Source organism: Bradyrhizobium sp. CAR08 (assembly GCF_052871955.1).
Genome location: NZ_JBIXJX010000012.1, coordinates 236,219 through 258,132 on the forward strand (window position 1 = coordinate 236,219; position 21,914 = coordinate 258,132).

15 protein-coding genes are annotated in these 21,914 nt (G+C 64.8%); 11 read left to right on the forward strand and 4 right to left on the reverse strand.

The window, feature by feature from the left end; genetic code table 11:
• Positions 1-170 precede the first annotated feature (170 nt).
• Positions 171-524, reverse strand: coding sequence for a DUF1236 domain-containing protein (locus ACIPUD_RS25195; protein ID WP_018454893.1), 354 nt, complete (start codon positions 522-524; stop codon positions 171-173).
• A gap of 220 nt (positions 525-744) precedes the next feature.
• On the opposite strand from ACIPUD_RS25195, the gene ACIPUD_RS25200 reads away from it, so the two are divergent.
• The 3 genes from ACIPUD_RS25200 to ACIPUD_RS25210 all read left to right on the forward strand — a co-directional run bounded on the left by ACIPUD_RS25200 (position 745) and on the right by ACIPUD_RS25210 (position 5,884).
• On the forward strand, positions 745-900 hold the full coding sequence (locus ACIPUD_RS25200; protein WP_007594951.1) for a DUF3096 domain-containing protein: 156 nt from the start codon (positions 745-747) through the stop codon (positions 898-900).
• Between the two features lie 96 nt (positions 901-996).
• A complete protein-coding gene (gene ppdK, locus ACIPUD_RS25205) occupies positions 997-3,951 on the forward strand; it encodes a pyruvate, phosphate dikinase (RefSeq protein WP_446481748.1) in 2,955 nt (984 codons plus the stop codon).
• A 478-nt stretch (positions 3,952-4,429) separates the two neighbouring features.
• Positions 4,430-5,884: a cell wall hydrolase gene (locus ACIPUD_RS25210; protein WP_446481749.1), complete on the forward strand. Its 1,455-nt coding sequence runs from the start codon at positions 4,430-4,432 to the stop codon at positions 5,882-5,884.
• 115 nt (positions 5,885-5,999) lie between these two features.
• Here the strand turns inward: ACIPUD_RS25210 and nadC are convergent, their stop codons facing one another.
• The 3 genes from nadC to nadA are packed head-to-tail and all read right to left on the reverse strand — an operon-like array spanning position 6,000 to position 9,610.
• Complete coding sequence (gene nadC / locus ACIPUD_RS25215; protein WP_446481750.1) at positions 6,000-6,878, reverse strand: carboxylating nicotinate-nucleotide diphosphorylase; 879 nt, start codon at positions 6,876-6,878, stop codon at positions 6,000-6,002.
• Positions 6,879-6,889: 11 nt separating this feature from the next.
• Positions 6,890-8,494 carry an L-aspartate oxidase gene (locus ACIPUD_RS25220; RefSeq protein ID WP_446481751.1) on the reverse strand — a complete coding sequence of 535 codons (1,605 nt, stop codon included), beginning with the start codon at positions 8,492-8,494 and terminating at the stop codon, positions 6,890-6,892.
• Between the two features lie 9 nt (positions 8,495-8,503).
• Positions 8,504-9,610 (reverse strand): quinolinate synthase NadA, encoded by a 1,107-nt coding sequence (gene nadA, locus ACIPUD_RS25225; protein ID WP_446481752.1) that lies wholly within the window; start codon positions 9,608-9,610, stop codon positions 8,504-8,506.
• 328 nt (positions 9,611-9,938) lie between these two features.
• Between nadA and ACIPUD_RS25230 the strand changes: the two genes are divergently transcribed.
• The 8 genes from ACIPUD_RS25230 (at position 9,939) to ACIPUD_RS25265 (ending at position 21,914) form a co-directional block, all read left to right on the forward strand.
• Positions 9,939-11,192 carry an MFS transporter gene (locus tag ACIPUD_RS25230; RefSeq protein ID WP_085352605.1) on the forward strand — a complete coding sequence of 418 codons (1,254 nt, stop codon included), beginning with the start codon at positions 9,939-9,941 and terminating at the stop codon, positions 11,190-11,192.
• 40 nt (positions 11,193-11,232) lie between these two features.
• Positions 11,233-12,219 (forward strand): acrylyl-CoA reductase (NADPH), encoded by a 987-nt coding sequence (gene acuI / locus ACIPUD_RS25235; protein ID WP_446481753.1) that lies wholly within the window; start codon positions 11,233-11,235, stop codon positions 12,217-12,219.
• A 112-nt stretch (positions 12,220-12,331) separates the two neighbouring features.
• A complete protein-coding gene (locus ACIPUD_RS25240; protein WP_247298962.1) occupies positions 12,332-12,931 on the forward strand; it encodes a hypothetical protein in 600 nt (199 codons plus the stop codon).
• A 157-nt stretch (positions 12,932-13,088) separates the two neighbouring features.
• Entirely contained in the window at positions 13,089-13,340 is a 252-nt protein-coding gene (locus tag ACIPUD_RS25245) for a DUF6894 family protein (protein ID WP_247298960.1), read from the forward strand.
• A gap of 206 nt (positions 13,341-13,546) precedes the next feature.
• Positions 13,547-15,280 (forward strand): methyl-accepting chemotaxis protein, encoded by a 1,734-nt coding sequence (locus tag ACIPUD_RS25250; protein WP_354263428.1) that lies wholly within the window; start codon positions 13,547-13,549, stop codon positions 15,278-15,280.
• A 416-nt stretch (positions 15,281-15,696) separates the two neighbouring features.
• Positions 15,697-17,766, forward strand: coding sequence for a methyl-accepting chemotaxis protein (locus tag ACIPUD_RS25255; protein ID WP_446481754.1), 2,070 nt, complete (start codon positions 15,697-15,699; stop codon positions 17,764-17,766).
• A gap of 206 nt (positions 17,767-17,972) precedes the next feature.
• A complete protein-coding gene (locus tag ACIPUD_RS25260; protein ID WP_446481755.1) occupies positions 17,973-19,943 on the forward strand; it encodes a methyl-accepting chemotaxis protein in 1,971 nt (656 codons plus the stop codon).
• A 282-nt stretch (positions 19,944-20,225) separates the two neighbouring features.
• Positions 20,226-21,914, forward strand: coding sequence for a methyl-accepting chemotaxis protein (locus ACIPUD_RS25265; protein ID WP_018458833.1), 1,689 nt, complete (start codon positions 20,226-20,228; stop codon positions 21,912-21,914).

Consider the following 21,914-nt stretch of genomic DNA (forward strand, 5'->3'; position numbering starts at 1 on the left):
CCGGGCCATGACGACGGAGTTGGTGGCCGCAATTGCTGTGCGCGAAGAGTGCCCACACAAAAAGCCCCGCCCGGCGGGGGGAGGACCGGGCGGGGCCTGATGTCCGACTATACTGCTCGCGTCAGCCTGATTGATGTGACGCGCCGGACACCTAGTTGATACCGGAAACGTTAGTCCATCACCTCGACGATGCGCCGCGAGCGCGGCTCAACCAGCACGGTCTCGCCGTTTACGACGGTGTAGCGATAGGTGGTGGCGCCGAAACGTTGCGGCACGTCATAATAGGTGACGCCGCTTTCAGGTAAGGTGGCACCGACCACCACGCGATCCGGGATGCGGAAAGCCGGCACACGTTGTTCGACGACATAGTCGCGGAAAGCCGGCCGCTGCTCGACCGCAATGGTCGGGCCGCTCTCGACGACGACGGGCGCGCGTCCCACGGTGACGCTGCTTTGCGCCTGCGCCGCAAGGGGCGAGCCGATCGAGGCCGCGAGCGCTGCAAGAGCAAGAATCCTGTTCCGCATGGGCAACTCCTTCGAGAAGGTTTTCGGGAAGCGCCACTGGCGCGACCGGTTGCCAATGCATGCGTCTCCGCGATGTTCCGGAAAACGCCCGCCGCATTCGCGGCATTTTCGGGCAGTTTTCGCGAAGCCGGGAACTCGCGCGCCCCCGGTGCGTCTCTACCCGCGGAACCCAGTCCGCTATGATCCCGCCGCGATTCGCCCCACCCACGGAAGAAAATTCATGCACATCACCGTCGCCCACATCTCGCCGATCCTGTCGCTGCTTGCGGGTGTGCTCATCCTGATCATGCCGCGCCTCCTGAACCTGATCGTCGCGATTTTTCTCATCATAAATGGTGCGATCGGGCTCGGATTGTTGAAGTGGCTCCATCTCTAGGCCTTCATTCTAGGGAACTCTTCGACTTGCGCGGACCTGCCCAAAGTGGTGTAAGGCGCGCAATTACCCATTCCTCTCGCAGGTTGTGTGCAAGCTATGGCCAAAGCCGCCTCGAAAACTCCAGCGAAAATTCCAGCGAAATCAAAGTCCTCCGCCAAGGCGAAAGCCGCGCCGGCGGCCCGCAAGGCACTTGCCAAGCGCGCCCCGAAGCCCGTGGCCAAGGCCGCTGCCAAGCCGGCTGTGAAGCCTGCCGCCAAGTCGGTTTCCAAGGCTGTTGCAAAGGCAGCGACGAAGCCGGTTGCGCCGAAGGTCGCCGCGAAGCCGGTACCGAGCAAGACTGCTTCAACCAAGGCTGCGCCTGTTGCGGCCAAGGCCGGCAAGTGGGTGTTCACCTTTGGGGACGGCAAGGCCGAGGGCAAAGCGGAGATGCGCGATTTGCTCGGCGGCAAGGGCGCCAACCTCGCCGAGATGGCCAATCTCGGCCTGCCGGTGCCTCCGGGCTTCACCATCCCGACCTCGGTCTGCACCTATTTCTACGCGCATGACAAATCCTACCCGAAGGAATTGAAGTCGCAGGTTGAGAAGGCGCTCGACCATGTCGGCAAGTTGACCGGCAAGATCTTCGGCGATTCCAGGAATCCGCTGCTCGTTTCCGTGCGCTCCGGCGGCCGCGCCTCGATGCCGGGCATGATGGATACCGTGCTCAATCTCGGCCTCAATGACGACACCGTGGAAGCGCTGTCGGAACTGTCAGGCGATCGCCGCTTCGCTTATGACAGCTATCGCCGCTTCATCACCATGTATTCGGACGTGGTGCTCGGGTTCGAGCATCATCATTTCGAGGAAATCCTCGACACCTTCAAGGACAGCCAGGGCTACACGCTCGACACGGATCTCACCGCCGACGACTGGGTCGATCTGGTCGGCAAGTACAAGGACGCGGTCGCGCGCGAAACCGGCAAGGATTTTCCGCAGGATCCGCACGACCAGCTCTGGGGCGCGATTGGCGCGGTGTTTTCATCCTGGATGAACGCCCGCGCGGTGACCTACCGCAGGCTGCACGACATTCCGGAATCCTGGGGCACCGCGGTCAACGTGCAGGCCATGGTGTTCGGCAACATGGGCGAGACCTCGGCGACCGGCGTTGCCTTCACGCGCAATCCCTCGACCGGCGAGAGCAAGCTCTACGGCGAGTTCCTGATCAACGCGCAAGGGGAGGACGTGGTGGCGGGCATCCGCACACCGCAGGACATCACCGAGGAAGCGCGCAAGGACTCGGGCTCCGACAAGGCATCGATGGAATCGGCGATGCCGGAAGCCTTCAGGGAGCTGACGCGGATCTACACGCTGCTCGAGAAGCACTACCGCGACATGCAGGACATGGAGTTCACGGTCGAGCAGGGCAAGCTCTGGATGCTGCAGACCCGCGGCGGCAAGCGTACTGCCAAGGCGGCGCTGCGCATCGCGGTCGAGCTCGCCAATGAAGGCCTGATCACCAAGAAGGAAGCAGTGACGCGGATCGACCCCGCCTCGCTCGACCAGCTGCTGCATCCGACCATCGACCCCAACGCCAAGCGCGACGTGATTGCGACCGGCCTGCCGGCCTCGCCGGGTGCGGCCTCCGGCGAGATCGTGTTCTCCTCGGACGAAGCGGCCAAGCTTCAGGCCGACGGACGCAAGGTGATTCTGGTCCGGATCGAGACCAGCCCCGAAGACATCCACGGCATGCACGCCGCCGAAGGCATCTTGACCACCCGCGGCGGCATGACCTCGCATGCTGCGGTCGTCGCGCGCGGCATGGGCAAGCCCTGCGTCTCCGGCTGCGGCACCATCCGCGTCGATTACGGCCGCGGCACCATGAGCATCGGCTCACGCACCTTCAAGACCGGCGACGTCATCACCATCGACGGCTCGCTCGGCCAGGTGCTCGCCGGCCGCATGCCGATGATCGAGCCCGAGCTGTCCGGCGAGTTCGGCACGCTGATGAAATGGGCCGACCAGGTCCGCAAGATCGGCGTGCGCGTCAACGCCGACACGCCGGAGGACGCGCACACTGCGATCAAGTTCGGCGCGGAAGGCATCGGCCTCTGCCGTACCGAGCACATGTTCTTCGAGGAGACGCGCATCCGCACGGTGCGCGAGATGATCCTCTCCGAGGACGAGCAGTCGCGCCGCGCTGCGCTGGCAAAACTGCTGCCGATGCAGCGCGCCGACTTCGTCGAGTTGTTCGAGATCATGAAGGGCCTGCCCGTCACGATCCGCTTGCTTGATCCGCCGCTGCACGAGTTCCTGCCGCACACCCATGCCGAGGTCGAGGAAGTGGCGCGCGCCATGAACACCGACCCGCGGCGCCTGGCCGACCGCGCGCGGGAGCTGTCGGAGTTCAATCCGATGCTCGGCTTCCGCGGCTGCCGTATCGCGATAGCCTATCCCGAGATCGCCGAGATGCAGGCACGTGCGATCTTCGAAGCGGCGGTCGAGGCCGAGAAGCGCACCGGCAAGGCCGTCGGCCTCGAGGTGATGGTGCCGCTGATCGCCACCAAGATGGAGCTCGACCTCGTCAAGGCGCGCATCGATTCCACCGCGAAGGCGGTGATGCGCGACACCAACACCAAGCTGACCTATCAGGTCGGCACAATGATCGAGCTGCCGCGCGCCTGCCTGCTCGCGGCCGAGATCGCGGAGAGCGCCGAGTTCTTCTCATTCGGTACCAACGACCTCACGCAGACGACGTACGGCATCAGCCGTGACGATGCCGCAAGCTTCCTCGGCACCTACGTGTCCAAGGGCATCCTGCCGATCGATCCCTTTGTCGCGCTCGACCAGGAAGGCGTCGGCGAGCTCGTCAAGATCGGCGTCGCACGCGGTCGCAAGACGCGCCCCTCGCTCAAGGTCGGCATCTGCGGCGAGCACGGCGGCGATCCCGCCTCCGTCGCCTTCTGTCACGCGATCGGCCTCGACTACGTCTCCTGCTCGCCCTACCGCGTCCCGATCGCCCGCCTCGCCGCCGCGCAAGCCGCGCTCGGCAAGGCGATCGCGAGCCAAGCGTAAGGTAAGCGGCGAGTTGAATGTTGAGAGCGAAAGAGGCGGGGCCAAAACCCCGCCTCTTTCTTTTGAGGCGACGTTCTTGCCACACATTCAGTGTCATCGCCCGCGTAAGCGGGCGATCCAGTATTCCAGAGGCGGTGACGTGATAGGGAAGGAGCCGCGGCGTACTATGCCCCGCCTTCGCGGGGCATGGCGGCTATGGTCGAAGTGGCGATGGAACCGCGCGCATCCCGTAATGACACGTGCGCGCAAGAGTTCCTTCACCATTCGCGTTGACCAGTTGTTTACCCCTTCGCGTGAGGGCGCATTTACCAAGGCGCATCATCGCCCCGTGAGAACACCTGCGATTGCTTGCGTGTGCCGCATGCGCAACGCCGATTAACGCCCCAGCAACCTAAATTAGATACTCACGATAAAGATCGAATTGCACGGATGTACTGCGGCTCGATTTTTCTAGCGTAAGCGTAGCGTGAGCGTATCGATGTTTTTGTTGCGTACCCATCCGAAGGGCGCGCGGTTCGCGTCCTTCGGCATCTGTCTCTGCATCTTCGCATTGATGCCGAGAGAGACCGGCTATCAGGACATTGCCTCGCTGCTGGCGCGCCAACCCGGGGTCGCGGAGCGTTGGCAGAAGCAGGTATTCTCTGCTGCGTCCTCCATACAACTGGCCACTTACAGTTTTTCCCGGCCGATCGGCACTTCGGCTCCGCAGAGCGCGATGGTTCGTCTCGCGAGCCTCGACAGCCGCGACGTCACCGGCGCGATCAGCCGCAATCCGGCGCTGCAGGCGCCGCCCCGCTACCAGGCCGCCGATTTTCCCAAGGTCGATCGCTCGATGAAGGGTGATCGCCTCGCAACGGTCACGCCGACGCAGGCTCCCGAAGCGGGCGCGCCGACGGCAGCGCCGACGCAGGAGGATCCCGCGACGTCGAACAGCTCGGTGTTCGGCGCCAAGACCGTCGCGCTGCCGCAGGCGATGTCGCCGGAATCCGCGGCCGCGCTGGATCCCGAACTCGCGGAGGCGCTGCGTGCGCCGCCGCTGCCGCAATACACCAATGCGCCACAAGCCAGCGACGCTGCGCGCTCGCTCGCGCTCCAGCCGCTCGAAACGCTGAAACAGGCCACCATTCCGGCTGCTCCGCCGCGCGATCCGTTCCGCGTCAAGACCTCGAACCTGTTCTTCGGCAGCTCCTCGCTCGGCGGCAACGTCGAGAGCATCGAGAGCTGGCAGCCGGGTGCCGAGCCGCTGATCGTGATGCCGGACCCCGACATGAAGGTGACGGCCTCGCTGTCGCCGCCGTCGGAGGATATTGCGAAGGATATCGAAAGCGGCGAGAGCGTCGCGCCGAAGGGTGAGGTCAACGTCGACAACCAGCGCGCCAGATCGCCGGCCGAGCGGCTCGCGCTCGACGAGAAGTCGCGCGCGAAGTCTGAAAAATGCCTCGCGGAGGCCGTTTATTTCGAGTCCCGCGGCGAGGCCGTGCGCGGTCAGATGGCGGTTGCGCAGGTGGTGATGAACCGCGTGTTCTCCGGTAAATATCCGGACACCGTGTGCGGCGCCGTCTATCAGAACAAGCACCGCCATCTCGCCTGCCAGTTCACCTTTGCCTGCGACAACAATGCCGACGTGATCCGCGAGCCCGAGATGTGGGAGCGTGCGAAAAAGATCTCGAAGGCCATGCTCGACGGCCAGATCTGGCTACCCGAGGTCGGCAAGTCGACGCACTACCACGCCTATTGGGTGCGCCCGTCCTGGGTCGCCGAGATGAAGAAGATGTACAAGACCGGCGTCCATACCTTCTATCGCCCGCGCGCTTGGGGCGACGGCAGCGAGGAACCGAGCTGGGGGACGCCAGCGCAGACCGCCGCGCTCTCCGCCGAGCTCACCCAGGAAGCCAAGAGCTCCGCCGAGATGGGCGCGACCGAGCGAAGGTAGTCGTTCACAGGAATTCGTCATGCCCGGGCTTGTCCCAGGCCCACGTTCTTTGCACAAGGTTGCAAGGCGCGGATGGCCGGGACAAGCCCGGCCATGACGGAGAGGGAACCCCGCATCACGCCTCGATATCCAGCGCGCAGTCGAAATTCGGCGCCGAATGCGTCAGCGCACCCGCCGACGCGTAGTCAACGCCGGTCGCCGCGATGGCAGCGATCGAGTCCAGCGTGACACCGCCGGATGCCTCCAGTTCGAGGCGTCCCTCGTTGATCCCAACGGCTTCGCGCAGCGTCGCAAGGTCCATGTTGTCGAGCAGCACGGCGTCGGCAAAGCCGGTGTCGAGCACCTCGCGCAACTGCGGCAGCGTGTCGACCTCGATCTCGATCTTGACGAGATGGCCGGCATGGGCGCGGGCGCGCTCCAGCACGGGACGGATGCCGCCGGCGACCGCGATGTGGTTGTCCTTGATCAGGATCGCGTCGTCGAGCCCGAAGCGGTGATTGAAGCCGCCGCCGCAGCGTACCGCATATTTCTCCAACGCCCGCAATCCCGGCGTGGTTTTTCGCGTGCAACAGATCCGCATCCGGGTTCCCTCGGTGCGCGCAACATAGTCCGCCGTGAGCGTCGCAACGCCCGACAGGCGGCCGACGAAATTCAGCGCGGTCCGCTCCGCCGTGAGGATGGCGCGTGCCGGCCCCGAGATCGTCAGCACCTGCTGTCCGCGGGCGACACGCGCCGCGTCGCGAACATGTGCGCGTATCTCAATGTCGGGCGAAAGCTTTTGCAAGGTGGCGAGCGCCAGCGGCAAGCCGGCGATCACGCCGGATTGCCGTGCGACCAGGATCGCTTGCGCCTTCGTTGCCTCGGGAATCGTCGCAAGCGAGGTGATGTCGCCGGCGCGGCCGAGATCCTCATCGAGCGCGCGCAGCACGGCCTCTTCGATCGCGAGCGGGGAGAGAAAGGCGTCGGGATAGAGCAGAGAATTCGGGGTGATCATGGCAGACTCCGTCAGGCGATCATGGGTTGCGCGGTGCGCGGTGTCGGGCGTTCGCTCAGGCTGTCCGCGATCTCGCGCACTGCTGCGAGCGTCGTCATCGTGCGGTGCGCGAGTGCGGGAATGTTCGCGGAATGGTCGGAGCGGAAATGCGCGCCGCGGCTCTCGCACCGGTTCCAGGCCGACGCCGCAACGAGCAGGGCTGCCGTTGCCATGTTGCGGACCGCGATGCTCGTGGCCTCACGCTCGAGCGCGGCGAAGCTGCGAACGGCTTCCGCGAGCCCGTCACCATCGCGGATCACGCCGACATGCGTGCTCATCAACGTCCGCAGCCGCTTCACGACCGCAGCATCCGGCGCGCCGCCCCGCGGCGTCGCCACATCCGCAAGGCGGGCGGGCAGAGGAATCGCGCGGCCGGCGATGTCGTCGGCGATGCGCGCGGCGTAGACCACGGCCTCCAGCAGCGAATTCGACGCAAGCCGGTTCGCGCCGTGCGCGCCGGTGGACGACACTTCGCCGCCGGCCCAGAGCCCGTCGATCGAGCTGCGTCCGCGATCGTCGACCGCGATGCCGCCCATGTGATAGTGCGCCGCCGGTGCGATCGGGATGGCCTGCGTGGCAGGGTCGAGGCCAGCGGCGATGCAGCTTACATGGACGGTCGGGAATTTGTCGGCAAAACGTGCGCCCAGCGCCTGCCGCGCATCGAGGAAGGCGCCGCGTCCGGCCGATATCTCCGCGAACACGCTGCGGGCCACGATGTCGCGCGGTGCGAGCTCGGCGAGCGGGTGGCGCGCCGCCATGAAACGCTCGCCACGGCCGTTGATCAGTGTCGCGCCTTCGCCGCGCAAGGCTTCCGTGGCGAGCGGCGCGGGATCGCGGCCGACCATGATGGCAGTCGGGTGAAATTGCACGAACTCGGGATCTGCAATCATCGCGCCGGCGCGTGCGGCGATCGCGAGGCCGGATCCGCTGGCCTCGCGCGGATTGGTGGTGACGGCATAGAGATGGCCGATGCCGCCCGTCGCGAGCACCACCGTTCGCGCGGCGATGAGGACCGGGCGTGCTGCCGCGTCGCTAGCTTCGCGCAATTGTAGACCGGCGACCGCGCCGTCCTCGGTCAGCAGCGCTTCGGCGACAAGACCTTCGATCAGTCGGATCGACGGCGTGCGCCGCACGGCCTCGCTCAGCGCAGCGATGATGGCGGCGCCCGCGCCGTCGCCGCGCACATGCACGATACGCCGCGCCGAGTGTGCGGCTTCGCGCCCGACTGCGAGCCTGCCTTCGAGATCGCGGTCGAACGGCACGCCATAGGCGAGAAGATCGTGAATCCGCGGTGCGGCCTCGCGCGCGATCCCGAGTGCGACAGCTTCGTCGACGATGCCGCCGCCAACGGCAACCGTGTCCGCGGCGTGCGCTTCCGGCGTATCGCCTTCCCCCACCGCCGCGGCGATGCCGCCTTGCGCCCATGCGGACGACGCGCCCTGTCCCAGCGGCGCGGCCGAGATCAATGTCACAGGCCGCGGCGCGAGCTTGAGCGCGCAGAACAATCCGGCAAGGCCGCCGCCGACAATGATGACGTCGTCGTCGGAGCGGGGGAGGGTGTTGATGCTGTTTGTCATGGCTTTATCTCAATTCTTCAAATTGATCATCCGCTCGACCGAGCGCCTAGCGCGGTCCGCGAGCGTGGGATCGATCGTCACTTCCTCGCGAAGCGTCAGCAGGCTCTCCAGAATGTTGGCGACTGTGATGCGCTTCATGTGCGGGCAGATGTTGCAGGGGCGCAGCATCTCCACGTCGGGCAGCTCGGCGCGCACATTGTCGGCCATCGAGCATTCCGTGATCATCACCAGCCGCCGCGGCCGCCGCTCGCGCACCCAGTTGACCATGTGCGCGGTCGAGCCCGTGAAGTCGGCCTCGGCCAGCACGTCCGGTGGGCATTCGGGATGGGCGATGATCTGCACGGAGGGATCGGCCTCGCGGTAGCTGCGCAGCTCGGCACCAGTGAAGCGCTCGTGCACCTCGCAGGCGCCCTTCCAGGCAATGATCTTCACGTCGGTCTTCGAGGCCACGTAAGTGGCGAGATAACGGTCGGGCAGGAAGATCACGCTGGGCGCGCCGAGGCTTTCGACCACCTGCACCGCGTTCGACGAGGTGCAGCAGATGTCGACCTCCGCCTTGACCTCCGCGGAGGTGTTGACATAGGCAACGACAGGCACGCCGGGAAATTTTTCGCGGAGCAGGCGGACGTCGGAGCCGGTGATGCTGGCGGCGAGCGAGCAGCCGGCGCGCGTATCGGGAATCAGCACCGTCTTGTCCGGATTGAGCAGTTTCGACGTCTCCGCCATGAAGTGCACGCCGCACTGGACGATGATGCCGGCCTTCACCCTGGTGGCTTCGACCGCGAGCTGGAGCGAATCACCGCCGATGTCGGCGACGCAGTGGAAGATCTCCGGCGTCTGGTAATTGTGCGCGAGGATCACCGCGCCCCGGGCCTGCTTCAGCTCGTTGATCGCCTTGATCGTCGGGGCCATCAGCGGCCATTCGATCGGCGGGATGACACGTTTCACGCGCTCGTAAAGCGGTGCGGTGGCTCGCTCGACCTCCGGCGTCCATTCCAGTGAAGGCATCGGCAGCGAAGGTCCGGTTCGCGACTGCTTGGCCTGTGCCGGGGTGATCACGTGGCCCTGCGGCCGGTTGGCAAAGTCGTCGGGGCCGTAAATTCCAGTTAGCGGCATCCAAGCCTCCCGTGCATGTCATTTGTACTCATTTTGAGCATATATAAAGCCTGAGAAATCCGGCCGACAGGCCGGGGGATCATTCGATATGCTCGATATGAGCAAATATAAAATAACACGTCGTGTTGGGAGCCGCCAGATCTTGCCGCACACGTTTCCGTTAAGTCGCGCCCGGCGCGTCGGCTGAGGCCGCGAGGAAATGCAATGCTCCCGCGCCAGCTCTTCGCGGAATGCAATCGTTTTTGACTTGGGGTTTCCATGCAGATGCATTAAACGAGCTGGCTCGCGGCCGCCATTTGCGAATCCGCGACCACGCACGAGGAACAGCATGTCGATACAGATGGGTGAGCTCGGTTCGGTCTCCCGTTCCTCCTCCTGGCGCACGCCGGCGATCATCATTCTCTGCGGCTGCGCGATCGGGATGCTCGGGTTCGGCCCGCGCTCGGCGCTGGGCTTCTTCGTACAGCCGATGAGCCATGAATATGCCTGGGGCCGCGACGTGTTCGGCCTCGCGATCGCGTTTCAGAATTTGCTGTGGGGACTGGGCCAGCCCGTCGCCGGCGCGGTCGCCGATCGCTTCGGCCTGTTCCGGGTGATGTGCGTCGGCGCTCTGCTCTATGCCGGGGGCTTGCTCCTGATGCGCTACTCATCGACGCCGCTGTCGCTCAACATCGGCGCTGGTGTCATGGTCGGCTTCGGTCTCGCCGGCTGCTCGTTCAATCTGGTGCTCTCGGCCTTCACCAAGCTCTTGCCGGCCGAGAAGCGCGGCCTTGCGCTCGGCGCCGGCACTGCGGCGGGATCGTTCGGGCAATTCCTGTTCGCGCCGATCGGTGTGGCCCTGATCGACAATTTCGGCTGGCAGCAGGCGCTCACCGTGTTCGGCTTCCTGATGCTGCTGATCATCCCGTTGTCGCTGGCGCTCTCGACGCCGCCGGTCGCAAGCGCGGCAAATGCGGCGCCTGCGGACCAGCAGACCTTCACCAAAGCGCTCGCGGAAGCCTTCGGCCATCGCTCCTACGTGCTGCTTGTCCTCGGCTTCTTCACCTGCGGCTTCCAGCTTGCCTTCATCACGGTGCATCTGCCGGCCTTCCTGGTCGATAGCGGCATCTCCACGCAGATCGGCGGCTGGGTGATCGCGGCGATCGGCCTGTTCAACATCATGGGATCGCTCAGCGTCGGCTATCTCCAGAACAGCCTGCCCAAGCGCTACATCCTCTCGACCATCTATTTCACCCGCGCGCTTGCGACGCTTGCCTTCATCTCGTTTCCGATCACGCCGTTCTCGGCGATTGCGTTCGGCGCGGTCTCCGGCCTGACCTGGCTGTCGACCGTGCCACCGACCTCGGCACTGGTCGCGATCATGTTCGGCACGCGCTGGTTCGCCACGCTCTATGGCTTCGCCTTCGTCAGCCATCAGGTCGGCGGCTTCCTCGGCGTCTGGCTCGGCGGCATCGTGTTCGAGCGGTTCGGTTCCTACACGCCGATCTGGTGGCTCTCGATCCTGTTCGGCGTGCTCTCGGCGCTGATCAATCTTCCGATCGTGGAGAAACCGGTCCAGCGAACGGTTGCGCAGCCTGCCTGATCGGCTAAACATCCCCTGAAACAAGTCAGGGAGTTTTGCTGTGGCGACGTTCAAGGCGATCCGGATCGACAAGGCGGACAAGGGCACCACCGCGCAGCTCACGCAGTTCGACGAAGCCGAACTGATGGAGGGCGACGTCACCGTCCGCGTGGAATGGTCGACGTTGAACTACAAGGACGGCCTTGCGCTCACCGGCAAGGCGCCGGTGGTGCGCCGCTTCCCGATGATTGCCGGCATCGACTTCGCCGGCACCGTCGAGCAGTCCTCGCATCCGCAATGGAAGGCGGGCGATAAGGTCGTCTGCACCGGCTGGGGCATGGGCGAGACCCATCTTGGCGCCTATGCCGAGAAGGCGCGGGTGAAAGGCGACTGGCTGGTCGCTCTTCCGCAGGGCCTATCGGCGCGCGACGCCATGGCGATCGGCACTGCCGGCTTCACCGCGATGCTGTCCGTGCTGGCGCTGGAGAAGCACGGAGTGTCGCCGAACAGCGGTCCGGTCGTGGTGACGGGGGCTGCAGGCGGCGTCGGCTCGGTTGCGACCGCCGTGCTCTCGAAGCTCGGCTATCACGTCATCGCCTCCACCGGACGTGCGTCCGAAGCGGACTATCTGAAAGAGATCGGCGCGGCTGAGGTGATCGACCGCAACGAATTGTCGGCGGCCGCCAAGCCCATCGCCAAGGAGCGCTGGGCGGGTGGCGTCGACAGCGTCGGCTCGACCACGCTCGCAAACCTGCTGTCGATGACGAAGTACGGCGGCGCGATCGCGGCCTGCGGCTTGGCTGCCGGCATGGACCTGCCGTCTTCCGTCGCACCCTTCATTTTGCGCGGGGTGTGCCTTCTCGGCATCGATTCCGTGATGTGCCCGATCGAGCCGCGGAAAGCTGCCTGGCAACGCCTGGCGTCCGATCTGGACCGGTCAAAACTAGCTGAAATTACTCACGAAATTCCGCTTTCTGAAGTTCCGGAGTGGGGCGCGAAAATCCTCGCCGGCCAGGTCCGCGGTCGCACCGCTGTAAAAATTGTCTAACGGCGTTCAGACTTTACCAACCATGCTGCTTCAATGTCGCCATGGTTAGTATGGTAAGCAGCAGGTAAAGAGATAAGGCATAGCCCGCTGCGGGGTTGGTTCGGAGTTGAGCATGCTTGCGCGTATTGTGTTGGGGGCGGTCACGGCGGTAGCGACGCTTACGCCGGCCATTGCTGGAAGCATGAACGCCGATGAGGCGCGCCGCTTCGTCGCCGGGAAGGTGTTTGCTTTCACCTGCTTTGACGGCACCCGGGGCGCGGGCCGCATCATGGACGACCTCGGCGCCGCCGGCGCCGTGCAGTTCTCGGGTGCAGGTCCGGTGAAACATCTCCGCCTGCCCGGCAACACGCTGCAGATCCGCGGCCAGAACGTCTGCGCCTCGATCAAGGGCATTCCGTTCGAGCCCTGTTTCAACCTTGAAAAGACCGACGATCGCAGTTTCCGCGGCTCGGTATCGGGGATGGGCTTCGCCTATTGCGACTTCCATCACCAGGGCGGCAACCAGATGCTGATGGCGCGGGCCGTCGCGCGGCCGCGCTCGCTGCGCACCTCGGAACACACGGGTTCGGTCGGCACGCCCAACACCGAAGTCGCCGCGCGTGTCGAGACCCCGCGCGTCGAGAGTAGCCGGCTCGAGCCGGTGAAGCCGCAAGTTAGATCGGAGCCCGCCAGGGACGACGCCCCGCTGGAGCTGCGCCGCTCGACCCAGTGAGTGGCTGCGCGCGTCCGCGCACTTTGTCGTTGAGAGCTGCCATCAGACACGAAGCCGCCGCGCCGTAGTCATACGGACGGCGGCTTTCATGCGTTGGTAGCTGTTCGCGCCCAGTTTGCGTACGGCCGGGGGCGCGGCCCGATAAAAGGGTTCAACGATGTCGCTGTACTTCTTCCGAATCAGCACGGGCCGCTATTCCGGTGCTGCCGACCAGCCATATGAGTTCGAGGACCGCGCCGCGGCCTGGACCGAGATGACCGAAGTCTGTGCCAATTTGCTCGGCGGCATCTCGCGCGGCCTGAAACAGAACGCCGAATGGCGCATGGAGCTGCTCGACGAGAACAAGGAGCCGGTGTTCCGGATCAGCTTGATTGGCGAGAGCCAAAAGGCCCTTGGTCGCACTGGCTAGAAATCGGGCATCCTACCGCCGCGTGTGGTTAACCTGTTAAGCGCGCGGACCGTGCCGTTTTTCAAGGGATTTTCCGGTAAGTCCGGTATTTGTCCGGGGGGATCGTTAACCAGATCACCACACCTGAAGCTCAGTTTTTAGGCAAGGGCGATCAACGCCGAGGGCGGCCGACAATGACTTGGCCGCGCAACCCGGGAAACGCCCTCATGTCGAGACTCATCCAGAATCTGCAAATCGGTACCAAGCTCGCGCTCGCTTCGGCGTTCGGCGTTGTTCTCGTCGGCGCCATGATCGCGAGCCAGGTCATCGGCAACAACACCGTGCGGCATTCCAACCAGGCCGCGCTTGCGCAGCAGGAATTGGTGCGCGAGGCTACCGAAGCCAAGCTTGGGATACGCGGCTTGCAACTCGCCGTACGGGACATGCGTCTCGCCAACAATCAGGGTGACTTGCAAAAGGCGAGCGAGCTTCTGCTGGAGCGGTCGAAAGCACTGAACGGCGTTGTCGATTCCATGCTCAGGTTGTCGCACGCCCCGGAAAACCGCGCGCGGATGGAGAAGCTCAAGTCTACGTCGGCCGATTACCTGAAGGGCGCGCAGCAGAACGCCTCTGTTCGCAGCGAGGCCATTGCGGTTGCGGCCACGGACCCCGTCCGCGCCGCCAAGATTTCCGAGGAAGGCGCGCGCCAGATCCGCGAGGTGACGCTGCCGCTTGCCACACAGCTGGACAATTTGACCAGCGAGATTGCCGATTTCGCCAAGCACAAGAGCGATGAAGAAATCGCTGCCGCGAGCCAGGAGATGGCCGTGAGCGAGCGTCTCGGCATGGTGGTCGGTGCGTGCGCCGTGCTCGTCCTCATCGGTTCGTGGCTGATGTCCTTCCTGACCATCGCGCGGCCGATCCGCGCGCTCACGGTTGCCATGGACAAGCTCGCTGGTGGTGACTTCTCTGTTGTCCTGCCGGGTCTCGGCCGCAAGGACGAGGTCGGCGGTGTCGCCGCGGCCGTCGAGAAATTCAAGGTCGTGTCGGAGCAGAAGGCGCGCCAGGAAGCGGAAGCCAAGATGCGGCAGGACCAGGTGGCGGCCGAGCAGCGCAAGGCCGATATGCGCAAGCTTGCTGATAGTTTCGAAGGCGCCGTCGGCGAGATCGTCGATACGGTGTCGTCGGCCGCGACGGAGCTCGAGGCTTCGGCCTCGACCTTGACCTCGACGGCGGAGCGGGCACAGGAACTGACGATAGTTGTGGCTGCGGCCTCCGAGGAGGCGTCGACCAACGTGCAATCGGTGGCGTCGGCCACGGAAGAGCTGTCGTCTTCAATTACGGAGATTAGCCGCCAGGTGCAGGAATCGGCGCGGGTCGCGAGCGAGGCGGTTACCCAAGCCCGAACCACGACCGACCGTGTCGGAGAATTGTCCAAGGCGGCGGCTCGCATTGGCGACGTGGTCGAGCTGATCAACACCATCGCCGGCCAGACCAACCTGCTGGCGCTTAATGCCACCATCGAGGCGGCACGCGCCGGCGAGGCCGGTCGCGGCTTTGCGGTGGTGGCTTCCGAAGTGAAGGCGCTTGCCGAGCAGACCGCGAAGGCGACCGGCGAGATCGGCCAGCAGATTTCCGGCATTCAGGCCGCGACGCAGGACTCCGTCGCCGCCATCAGCGCCATCAGCAACACCATTGAAAAGCTGTCCGAGATATCGTCCACCATCGCGGCGGCCGTCGAGGAGCAGGGCGCGGCGACGCAGGAGATCTCGCGCAACGTGCAGCAGGCGGCCGAAGGCACCCATCAGGTCTCGTCCAACATCACCGACGTGCAGCGCGGTGCAGGCGAAACCGGCTCGGCATCGTCGCAGGTGCTGGCAGCCGCGCGGTCATTGTCCGGCGACAGCAACCGCCTCAAGCTCGAGGTCGGCAAGTTCCTCGACACCGTGCGCGCCGCCTAAGAACCTCGTTCCAGACAGTTCGGAAGACGCCCTGCCTCCTCAGGCGGGGCGTTTTTGCATCCTGATCTTCGCCGCGAACGTCTCGCGCATGACTTCGGCGAACGTCGGCTGCAAAAGCAAACAGTGGCGACCTCAAGCTGAAATTTACAACTTTCTGGCGAGATTATCTCTTCCATTTCAACTGTTTGGGTTGAAATCTCAGTATTTCTCCGAGCCCTCCCGTTAACCAGAATGAGTAACCCCAAGGAATAGATTCTCCGGCAAGGGCGATCAACGTCCATGCAGCCGGCAAGGACTTGGCTGCGTGTTTCCTTTGGGGGAAACGTACCATGTTGAGCCCTGCTCATCATCAGCAGGTCCGAACTCAGTCCGCCAGCGCGTGGAGTCGGCTCGGACATGTTCGGATCGGCACGATCTTGCCGATCATCATCTCTGCCCTGGTCTTGCTTGGGTTGGCCTCGGCCGGATTCATCGCCTATGAGGCCGTCCTCAAGAGGCGAGAGTCCGAGGCATTCCTGAAGGTCAATGCAGTTGCCCAACTGCTGCTGCGCAGCGCAGGACATTGGGCGATTGAACGCGGGCTGACCAACGCCGTGCTGAAGTCTCCTGATGTCGTCAGTGCCGAGCGCCGTGCGGAAATCGCAAAGGCGCGCGCGACGGCCGACGAGGCCTTTCGCCAAGCCGTCCTCGATATCAGCGCGATTCCCGAAATGACGGCGGGGCAAAGACAGATTGCGGACGCAGCGACGAAATTCGAGGCGCTGCGTCTCCTGCGTGAGAAAGCCGACGCGGGAATGTCGCGCTCGCGCGTCGAACGCGAGCCTGACCTCGTAGATGGCTTCGCGCCAACGATTACGGAGGTGATCGACGTCGCGAGCAACCGCTTGCGGCTGACGCTCGAAACACTCACCAGCCCGCCCGTGGCAAGGCTGGCCCAGCTCATCGGCTTGCGACATCTGACAGCTCAGATGGCCGAGAATGCCGGAAGGGAGCGGGCCCTGCTGGCTGGAGTCGTCGGTGCGCGCGCGAAGCTCGGGATGGAGGGCTATGAGCGCCTTTCGGCGCTGCGGGCCAAGGTCGAACTCGCATGGGACACGGTATTGCCGGTGCGGCTGCGTTCGGACCTCGCCCTGCAGATCGGCGAGGCGATGACGGAGGTCGAGAAATCCTATTTTGGTGCCTACGGTGAAACGCGGGTGACTGTGCTCGCCGGTGGCGAAGGCGGGGACTACAGAATCACGGGACCCGAGTACTTCACGCGGGCCACCGCCGGCATCAATGCAGTGCTGAAGCTCGGTGAAGCCATTGGCGCGGCCGCTGACCGCGAAGCCACGATGCAGGCAGAGGTCAGCACTCGTAATGTTGTTTTCACGGTCGTGTTGCTCTGCGCCTCGGTGATGCTCGCTGGCCTCAGTTTCTGGATCACCTTTGGCCGGATCCTCAAGCCGCTTTCAGCCATTTCGGTTGCGATGGGTGGGCTCGCCAATGGCGACTTCACGACGGTCGTGCCTGGCACCTGCCGAGGTGACGAGGTCGGCGAGATGGCGCGGACCGTTGAAGTCTTCAAGCAAAACGGGCTCGAAGTCGAACGCATGCGGGGCGATCACGCTGCGGCCGAGAGCCGGGCAGCCGAGCAGCGCAAGGCGGAGATGCGGAAGCTGGCCGACGGCTTCGAAGCCGCGATCGGGGAGATCGTCGACACCGTCTCCTCGGCAGCGACCGAGCTCGAAGCCTCGGCGTCGACCCTCACATCGACCGCGGAGCGAGGGCAGCAGCTCACGACCATGGTTGCTGCGGCCTCCGAGGAGGCGTCCACCAACGTGCAAGCGGTGGCGTCGGCCACCGAGGAGCTGTCGTCTTCTATCACCGAGATCAGCAGGCAGGTGCAGGAATCGGCCCGCGTGGCCAACGAAGCTGTCGGCCAGGCGCGTGTCACCACTGAGCGCGTCAGCGAATTGTCCAGGGCGGCGACGCGGATCGGCGACGTGGTCGAGCTGATCAACACCATCGCGGGTCAGACCAATCTCCTGGCGCTCAACGCGACCATCGAGGCCGCGCGCGCCGGCGAAGCCGGTCGCGGCTTTGCGGTTGTGGCCTCCGAGGTCAAGGCACTCGCCGAACAGACCGCGAAGGCCACTGGCGAGATCGGGCAGCAGATCGCCAGCATCCAGACCGCGACCGAGCATTCGGTCGGCGCAATCAAGGACATCAGCGGCACTATCGAGAAGCTCTCGGAGATTTCCTCTACCATCGCGGCTGCCGTGGAAGAGCAGGGCGCGGCGACACAGGAAATCTCCCGCAACGTGCAGCAGGCGGCGGAAGGCACCCATCAGGTCTCGTCCAACATCACCGATGTGCAGCGCGGCGCGAACGAGACCGGCTCGGCGTCGTCGCAGGTGCTGGCGGCGGCCCAGTCGCTCTCCGGAGACAGCAACCGCCTCAAGCTCGAGGTCGGCAACTTCCTCGATACCGTGCGCGCAGCATGACGCGGTCGCCGTCACCAATCATCGATCGACTACAACCGCGGCGCGAAGACGCGCGGTGGTTCGCATGCGTTCGCAGTTGGATGTCGCGGCGCGATGAGCCGCACGGTTAACCTTCCGGAAAACCGATGCAGTCATGATCTCCGCAATATTCCGGGTGCCGAGTCGCCCTCCTCGTATTGCGTATCAATCGTATTGGAGCACATTCCATGAGTGGCCCTTCCATTCGTCTCATCCATAAGGTCATGGCGATCGGACTGTTCGGATTGTTGGGTCTCGTCGCCTTCGGCGCGATCTACGAGATCGGCAGTCTCTCCCAGGACGCCTCCCGCGAGATTGCCAACCGCGCTCGTGCGATCGCTGACCTCGACAAGCAGCTCTCGATCGAGATGCTGGAGGCCCGCCGCAACGAGAAGAACTTTCAGCAGCGCCGCAACGAGAGCTACGCCAAGGCACATGCCGAATTGATCGGGCCGATCAATCGCGACTTCGACGAGGTGGAGCGGCTGATGTCGGCCGGCGGCTTGGGCGCGCTGTCCGACCGGATGAAGCAGGCCCAGGACGGCTTCAAGCGATACGCGTCGGACTTCGGCGCATCGGTGGCCGCGGAGACCCGGCTCGGCCTAAACGAGACTCTGGGCCTCTCCGGCTCGCTCCGCGCCGCCGTGCACGACATTGAGGCCAAGCTCAAGGAGATCGACGATCCCAGGTCCACGAGCTGGATGCTGATGATGCGCCGGCACGAGAAGGACTTCATGCTGCGGCGCGACCCAAAATACATCGCCGAGATGAAGAAGGCCGCGGTCGAATTCTCCAAGGCGATAGAGGTCGTCGCAATCCCTACGGCAGTGATGAACGACATCACAGCCAAGCTGCAGAAATATCAATCCGAGTTCACGGCGTGGGTGGAGACGGCGCAGCAAACTGCGGCCCTCGACGCCAGCATGATGAAAACGTTCCGTGGGTTAGAACCGAGCATGATCGAGGTGCGCAACACAGTCGAAGACCTCTACAGGAAGGCCGACGTTGCGGAAGCTGCGACCCGCGATGCCGTGCGCATGTGGATGATGGTCGCCTTCGCCATTGCCGTCGTCGTGCTCGCCGCGGTGGGCTTCCTTCTGGGACGTTCGATCTCGAAGGCGCTTGCCGGCATGGTCGGCGCGATGACGCGGCTTGCGCGCGGCGAGCTTTCGATTTCCGTTCCGGGCATCGGGCGCAAAGACGAGATCGGCGAGATGGCCGGTGCCGTCGAGGTGTTCAGGACCAATATGGCGGAGGCCGAGCGGCTGCGCACCGAGCAGGTCGAAGCTGAGGCGCGCGGGGGCCAGCAGCGCAAGGCCGACATGCACCGGCTCGCCGATACTTTCGAAGGCGCGGTCGGCGAGATCATCGATACTGTTTCGTCGGCGGCAACCGAGCTGGAGGCCTCGTCAAATACGCTGACGCAGGCTGCCGAGCGCGGCAACGGGCTTGCCACGGTCGTGGCGGCCGCCTCCGAAGAGGCCTCCGCGAACGTGCAGTCGGTGTCTGCAGCGAGCGAGGAAATGACCTCCTCGATCTCCGAGATCAGCCGTCAGGTGCAGGAATCGGCCCGTGTCGCCGACGTGGCGGTCGGGCAGGCCCAGCGCACCAATGCACGCGTCGCCGAACTGTCGAAGGCCGCCGCCCGCATCGGCGACGTGGTCGAACTGATCAACACCATCGCCGCCCAGACCAACCTGCTGGCGCTCAACGCGACGATCGAGGCGGCGCGTGCCGGCGAGGCCGGCCGCGGCTTTGCCGTGGTCGCTTCCGAAGTGAAGGCGCTCGCCGAGCAGACTGCGAAGGCCACGGGCGAGATCGGCCAGCACATCGGCGCGATCCAGACCGCGACGGAAGATTCCGCCGGTGCGATCAAGGAGATCGGCGACACCATCGCGCGGATGTCGGAGATCTCGTCAACCATCGCCGCCGCGGTCGAGGAACAGGGTGCCGCCACGCAAGAGATCTCCCGCAACATCCAGCACGCCGCGAATGGCACCTCCGAAGTCTCGGCGAATATCGGCGATGTCCAGCGTGGCGCAGGCGAAACCGGGGCGGCCTCGGCGCAGGTGCATTCGGCTGCGCAATCGCTGTCGCAGGAGAGCCACCGGCTGAAGAGCGAGGTCGCGCGCTTCCTGGATTCGGTACGGGCGGCGTGACAGCCGTCGCCTTCCGCACATTGCGTCGCAAGTGGACAGGTCGCGTCGCAGCATCAGGTGGCTGTGCAGCTGCAACAGTTGGTTGCAGGAGAAATAACGACCGTCAGCGCTGTCCCGTAATTTTACGTAGGGCCCTGTTAACGCCTGCTTGCGACTATGTGTGCAATCTTACGGGACAAGAACCAGCCAGCATTGTTGAACTGACCTCCGTCTCGCCATCTTCGTGGCGGTTTGCGGCGCGGACAATTTGCGCGTTGCCAGGTAACATCGGGATTTGTCGTGATGTCGAAATTGTCGATCGTCTTCAAGCTTCTGGCCGTGTTGTCGGTCCTGGTCCTTTCGCTCGCCGGCGTTGGCGTGACGGCGATCGGCACCATGCAGAACATCAATTCCCATACGGTCGAGATCGCGGAGAGTTGGCTGCCCAGCGTGCGCGCGCTCGGCTCGCTTCGCGCCGACATCAACGAGCTGCGCGTCGCGCTCCGTCTGCATCTGATGCAGGACAGCGTTGAGGGCAAGGACGCCGCCGAGAAGCGCTTGGCCTCGCTGCGCGCGCGCATCGACCAGACCCGCAAGGTCTACGAGCCGCTGATCACTTCGGCCGAGGAGCGCTCGCTCTATGGGCAATGGAGCACGGCGTGGGCCGAGTATCTGAACGGCGTGCAGGACGTGATGGCACTGTCGCGCAAGGGCGTTGGCCGTTTCCCGGCCGACGCCAACGAGCTGCTGCAGACCAAGGTTGCGAAGATGGCCCAGGCCGCCGATCCCCTGCTTCAGAAGGGCATCGAACTCAACAACCGGGGCGCCGAGCTTGAGACGAAGCAGGCCGCCGACAGCTACGCCATGATCTTCCGCGTGCTGGTCGGCATCATCGTGCTCTCGGTCGTGATCGCGATCGGCGCCGCCTATTACCTCGTGCGCGACGTTTCTCGCGGCATTGCCTCAATCATCCGCCCGATGCAGTCCCTCGGCGAGGGCGACCTCTCGGCCGACGTTCCGCATCGCGGCGAGAAGACCGAAATCGGTTCGATGGCAGATGCGCTGCAGATCTTCAAGGAGGCGCTGATCGCCAAGAAGGCCGCCGACGAGGCCGCTGCGCGCGACGCCGAAGTCAAGATCGAACGCGGTCGCCGCGTCGATGCCATCACCCGCAAGTTCGAAGCCATGATCGGCGAGGTGGTCGGGACCGTCTCCTCGGCCTCGACCGAGCTCGAGGCCTCCGCCTCGACGCTGACCAACACCGCGCAGCGCGGACAGGAACTCGCGACCGTCGTCGCAGCCGCCTCCGAGGAAGCCTCGACCAACGTCCAGGCGGTGGCATCCGCTTCGGAGGAGCTGTCGTCCTCCATCACCGAGATCAGCCGCCGCGTGCAGGATTCGGCGCGGATGGCGGCGGAGGCCGTCGAGCAAGCGGCGCGGACCAACGACCGTGTCAATGCGCTGTCGCAGGCGGCGTCCCGCATCGGCGACGTCGTCGAGCTCATCAACACCATCGCGGGCCAGACCAATCTGCTGGCGCTGAACGCGACCATCGAGGCCGCGCGTGCCGGCGATGCGGGCCGCGGATTCGCGGTCGTCGCCTCCGAGGTCAAGGCGCTGGCCGAGCAGACCGCGAAAGCGACCGGTGAGATCGGGGCGCAGGTCTCGGGTATCCAGGCGGCGACGCAGGAATCGGTCAGTGCCATCCAGGAGATCGGCGGCACCATCGAGCGGCTCTCCGAGGTGGCTGCGGCCATTGCCGCCGCCGTCGAGGAGCAGGGCGCGGCCACGCAGGAAATCTCGCGTAACGTGCAGCAGGCCTCGGTCGGCACGCAGGAGGTCTCGTCGAACATCACCAACGTGCAGCGCGGTGCGATCGAGACCGGCGAGGCTTCGACCGAGGTATTGTCGGCGGCGAAATCGCTGGCGACCGACAGCACCCGTCTCAAGGTCGAGGTCGCGCAGTTCCTGGAATCGGTTCGCGCGGCCTGA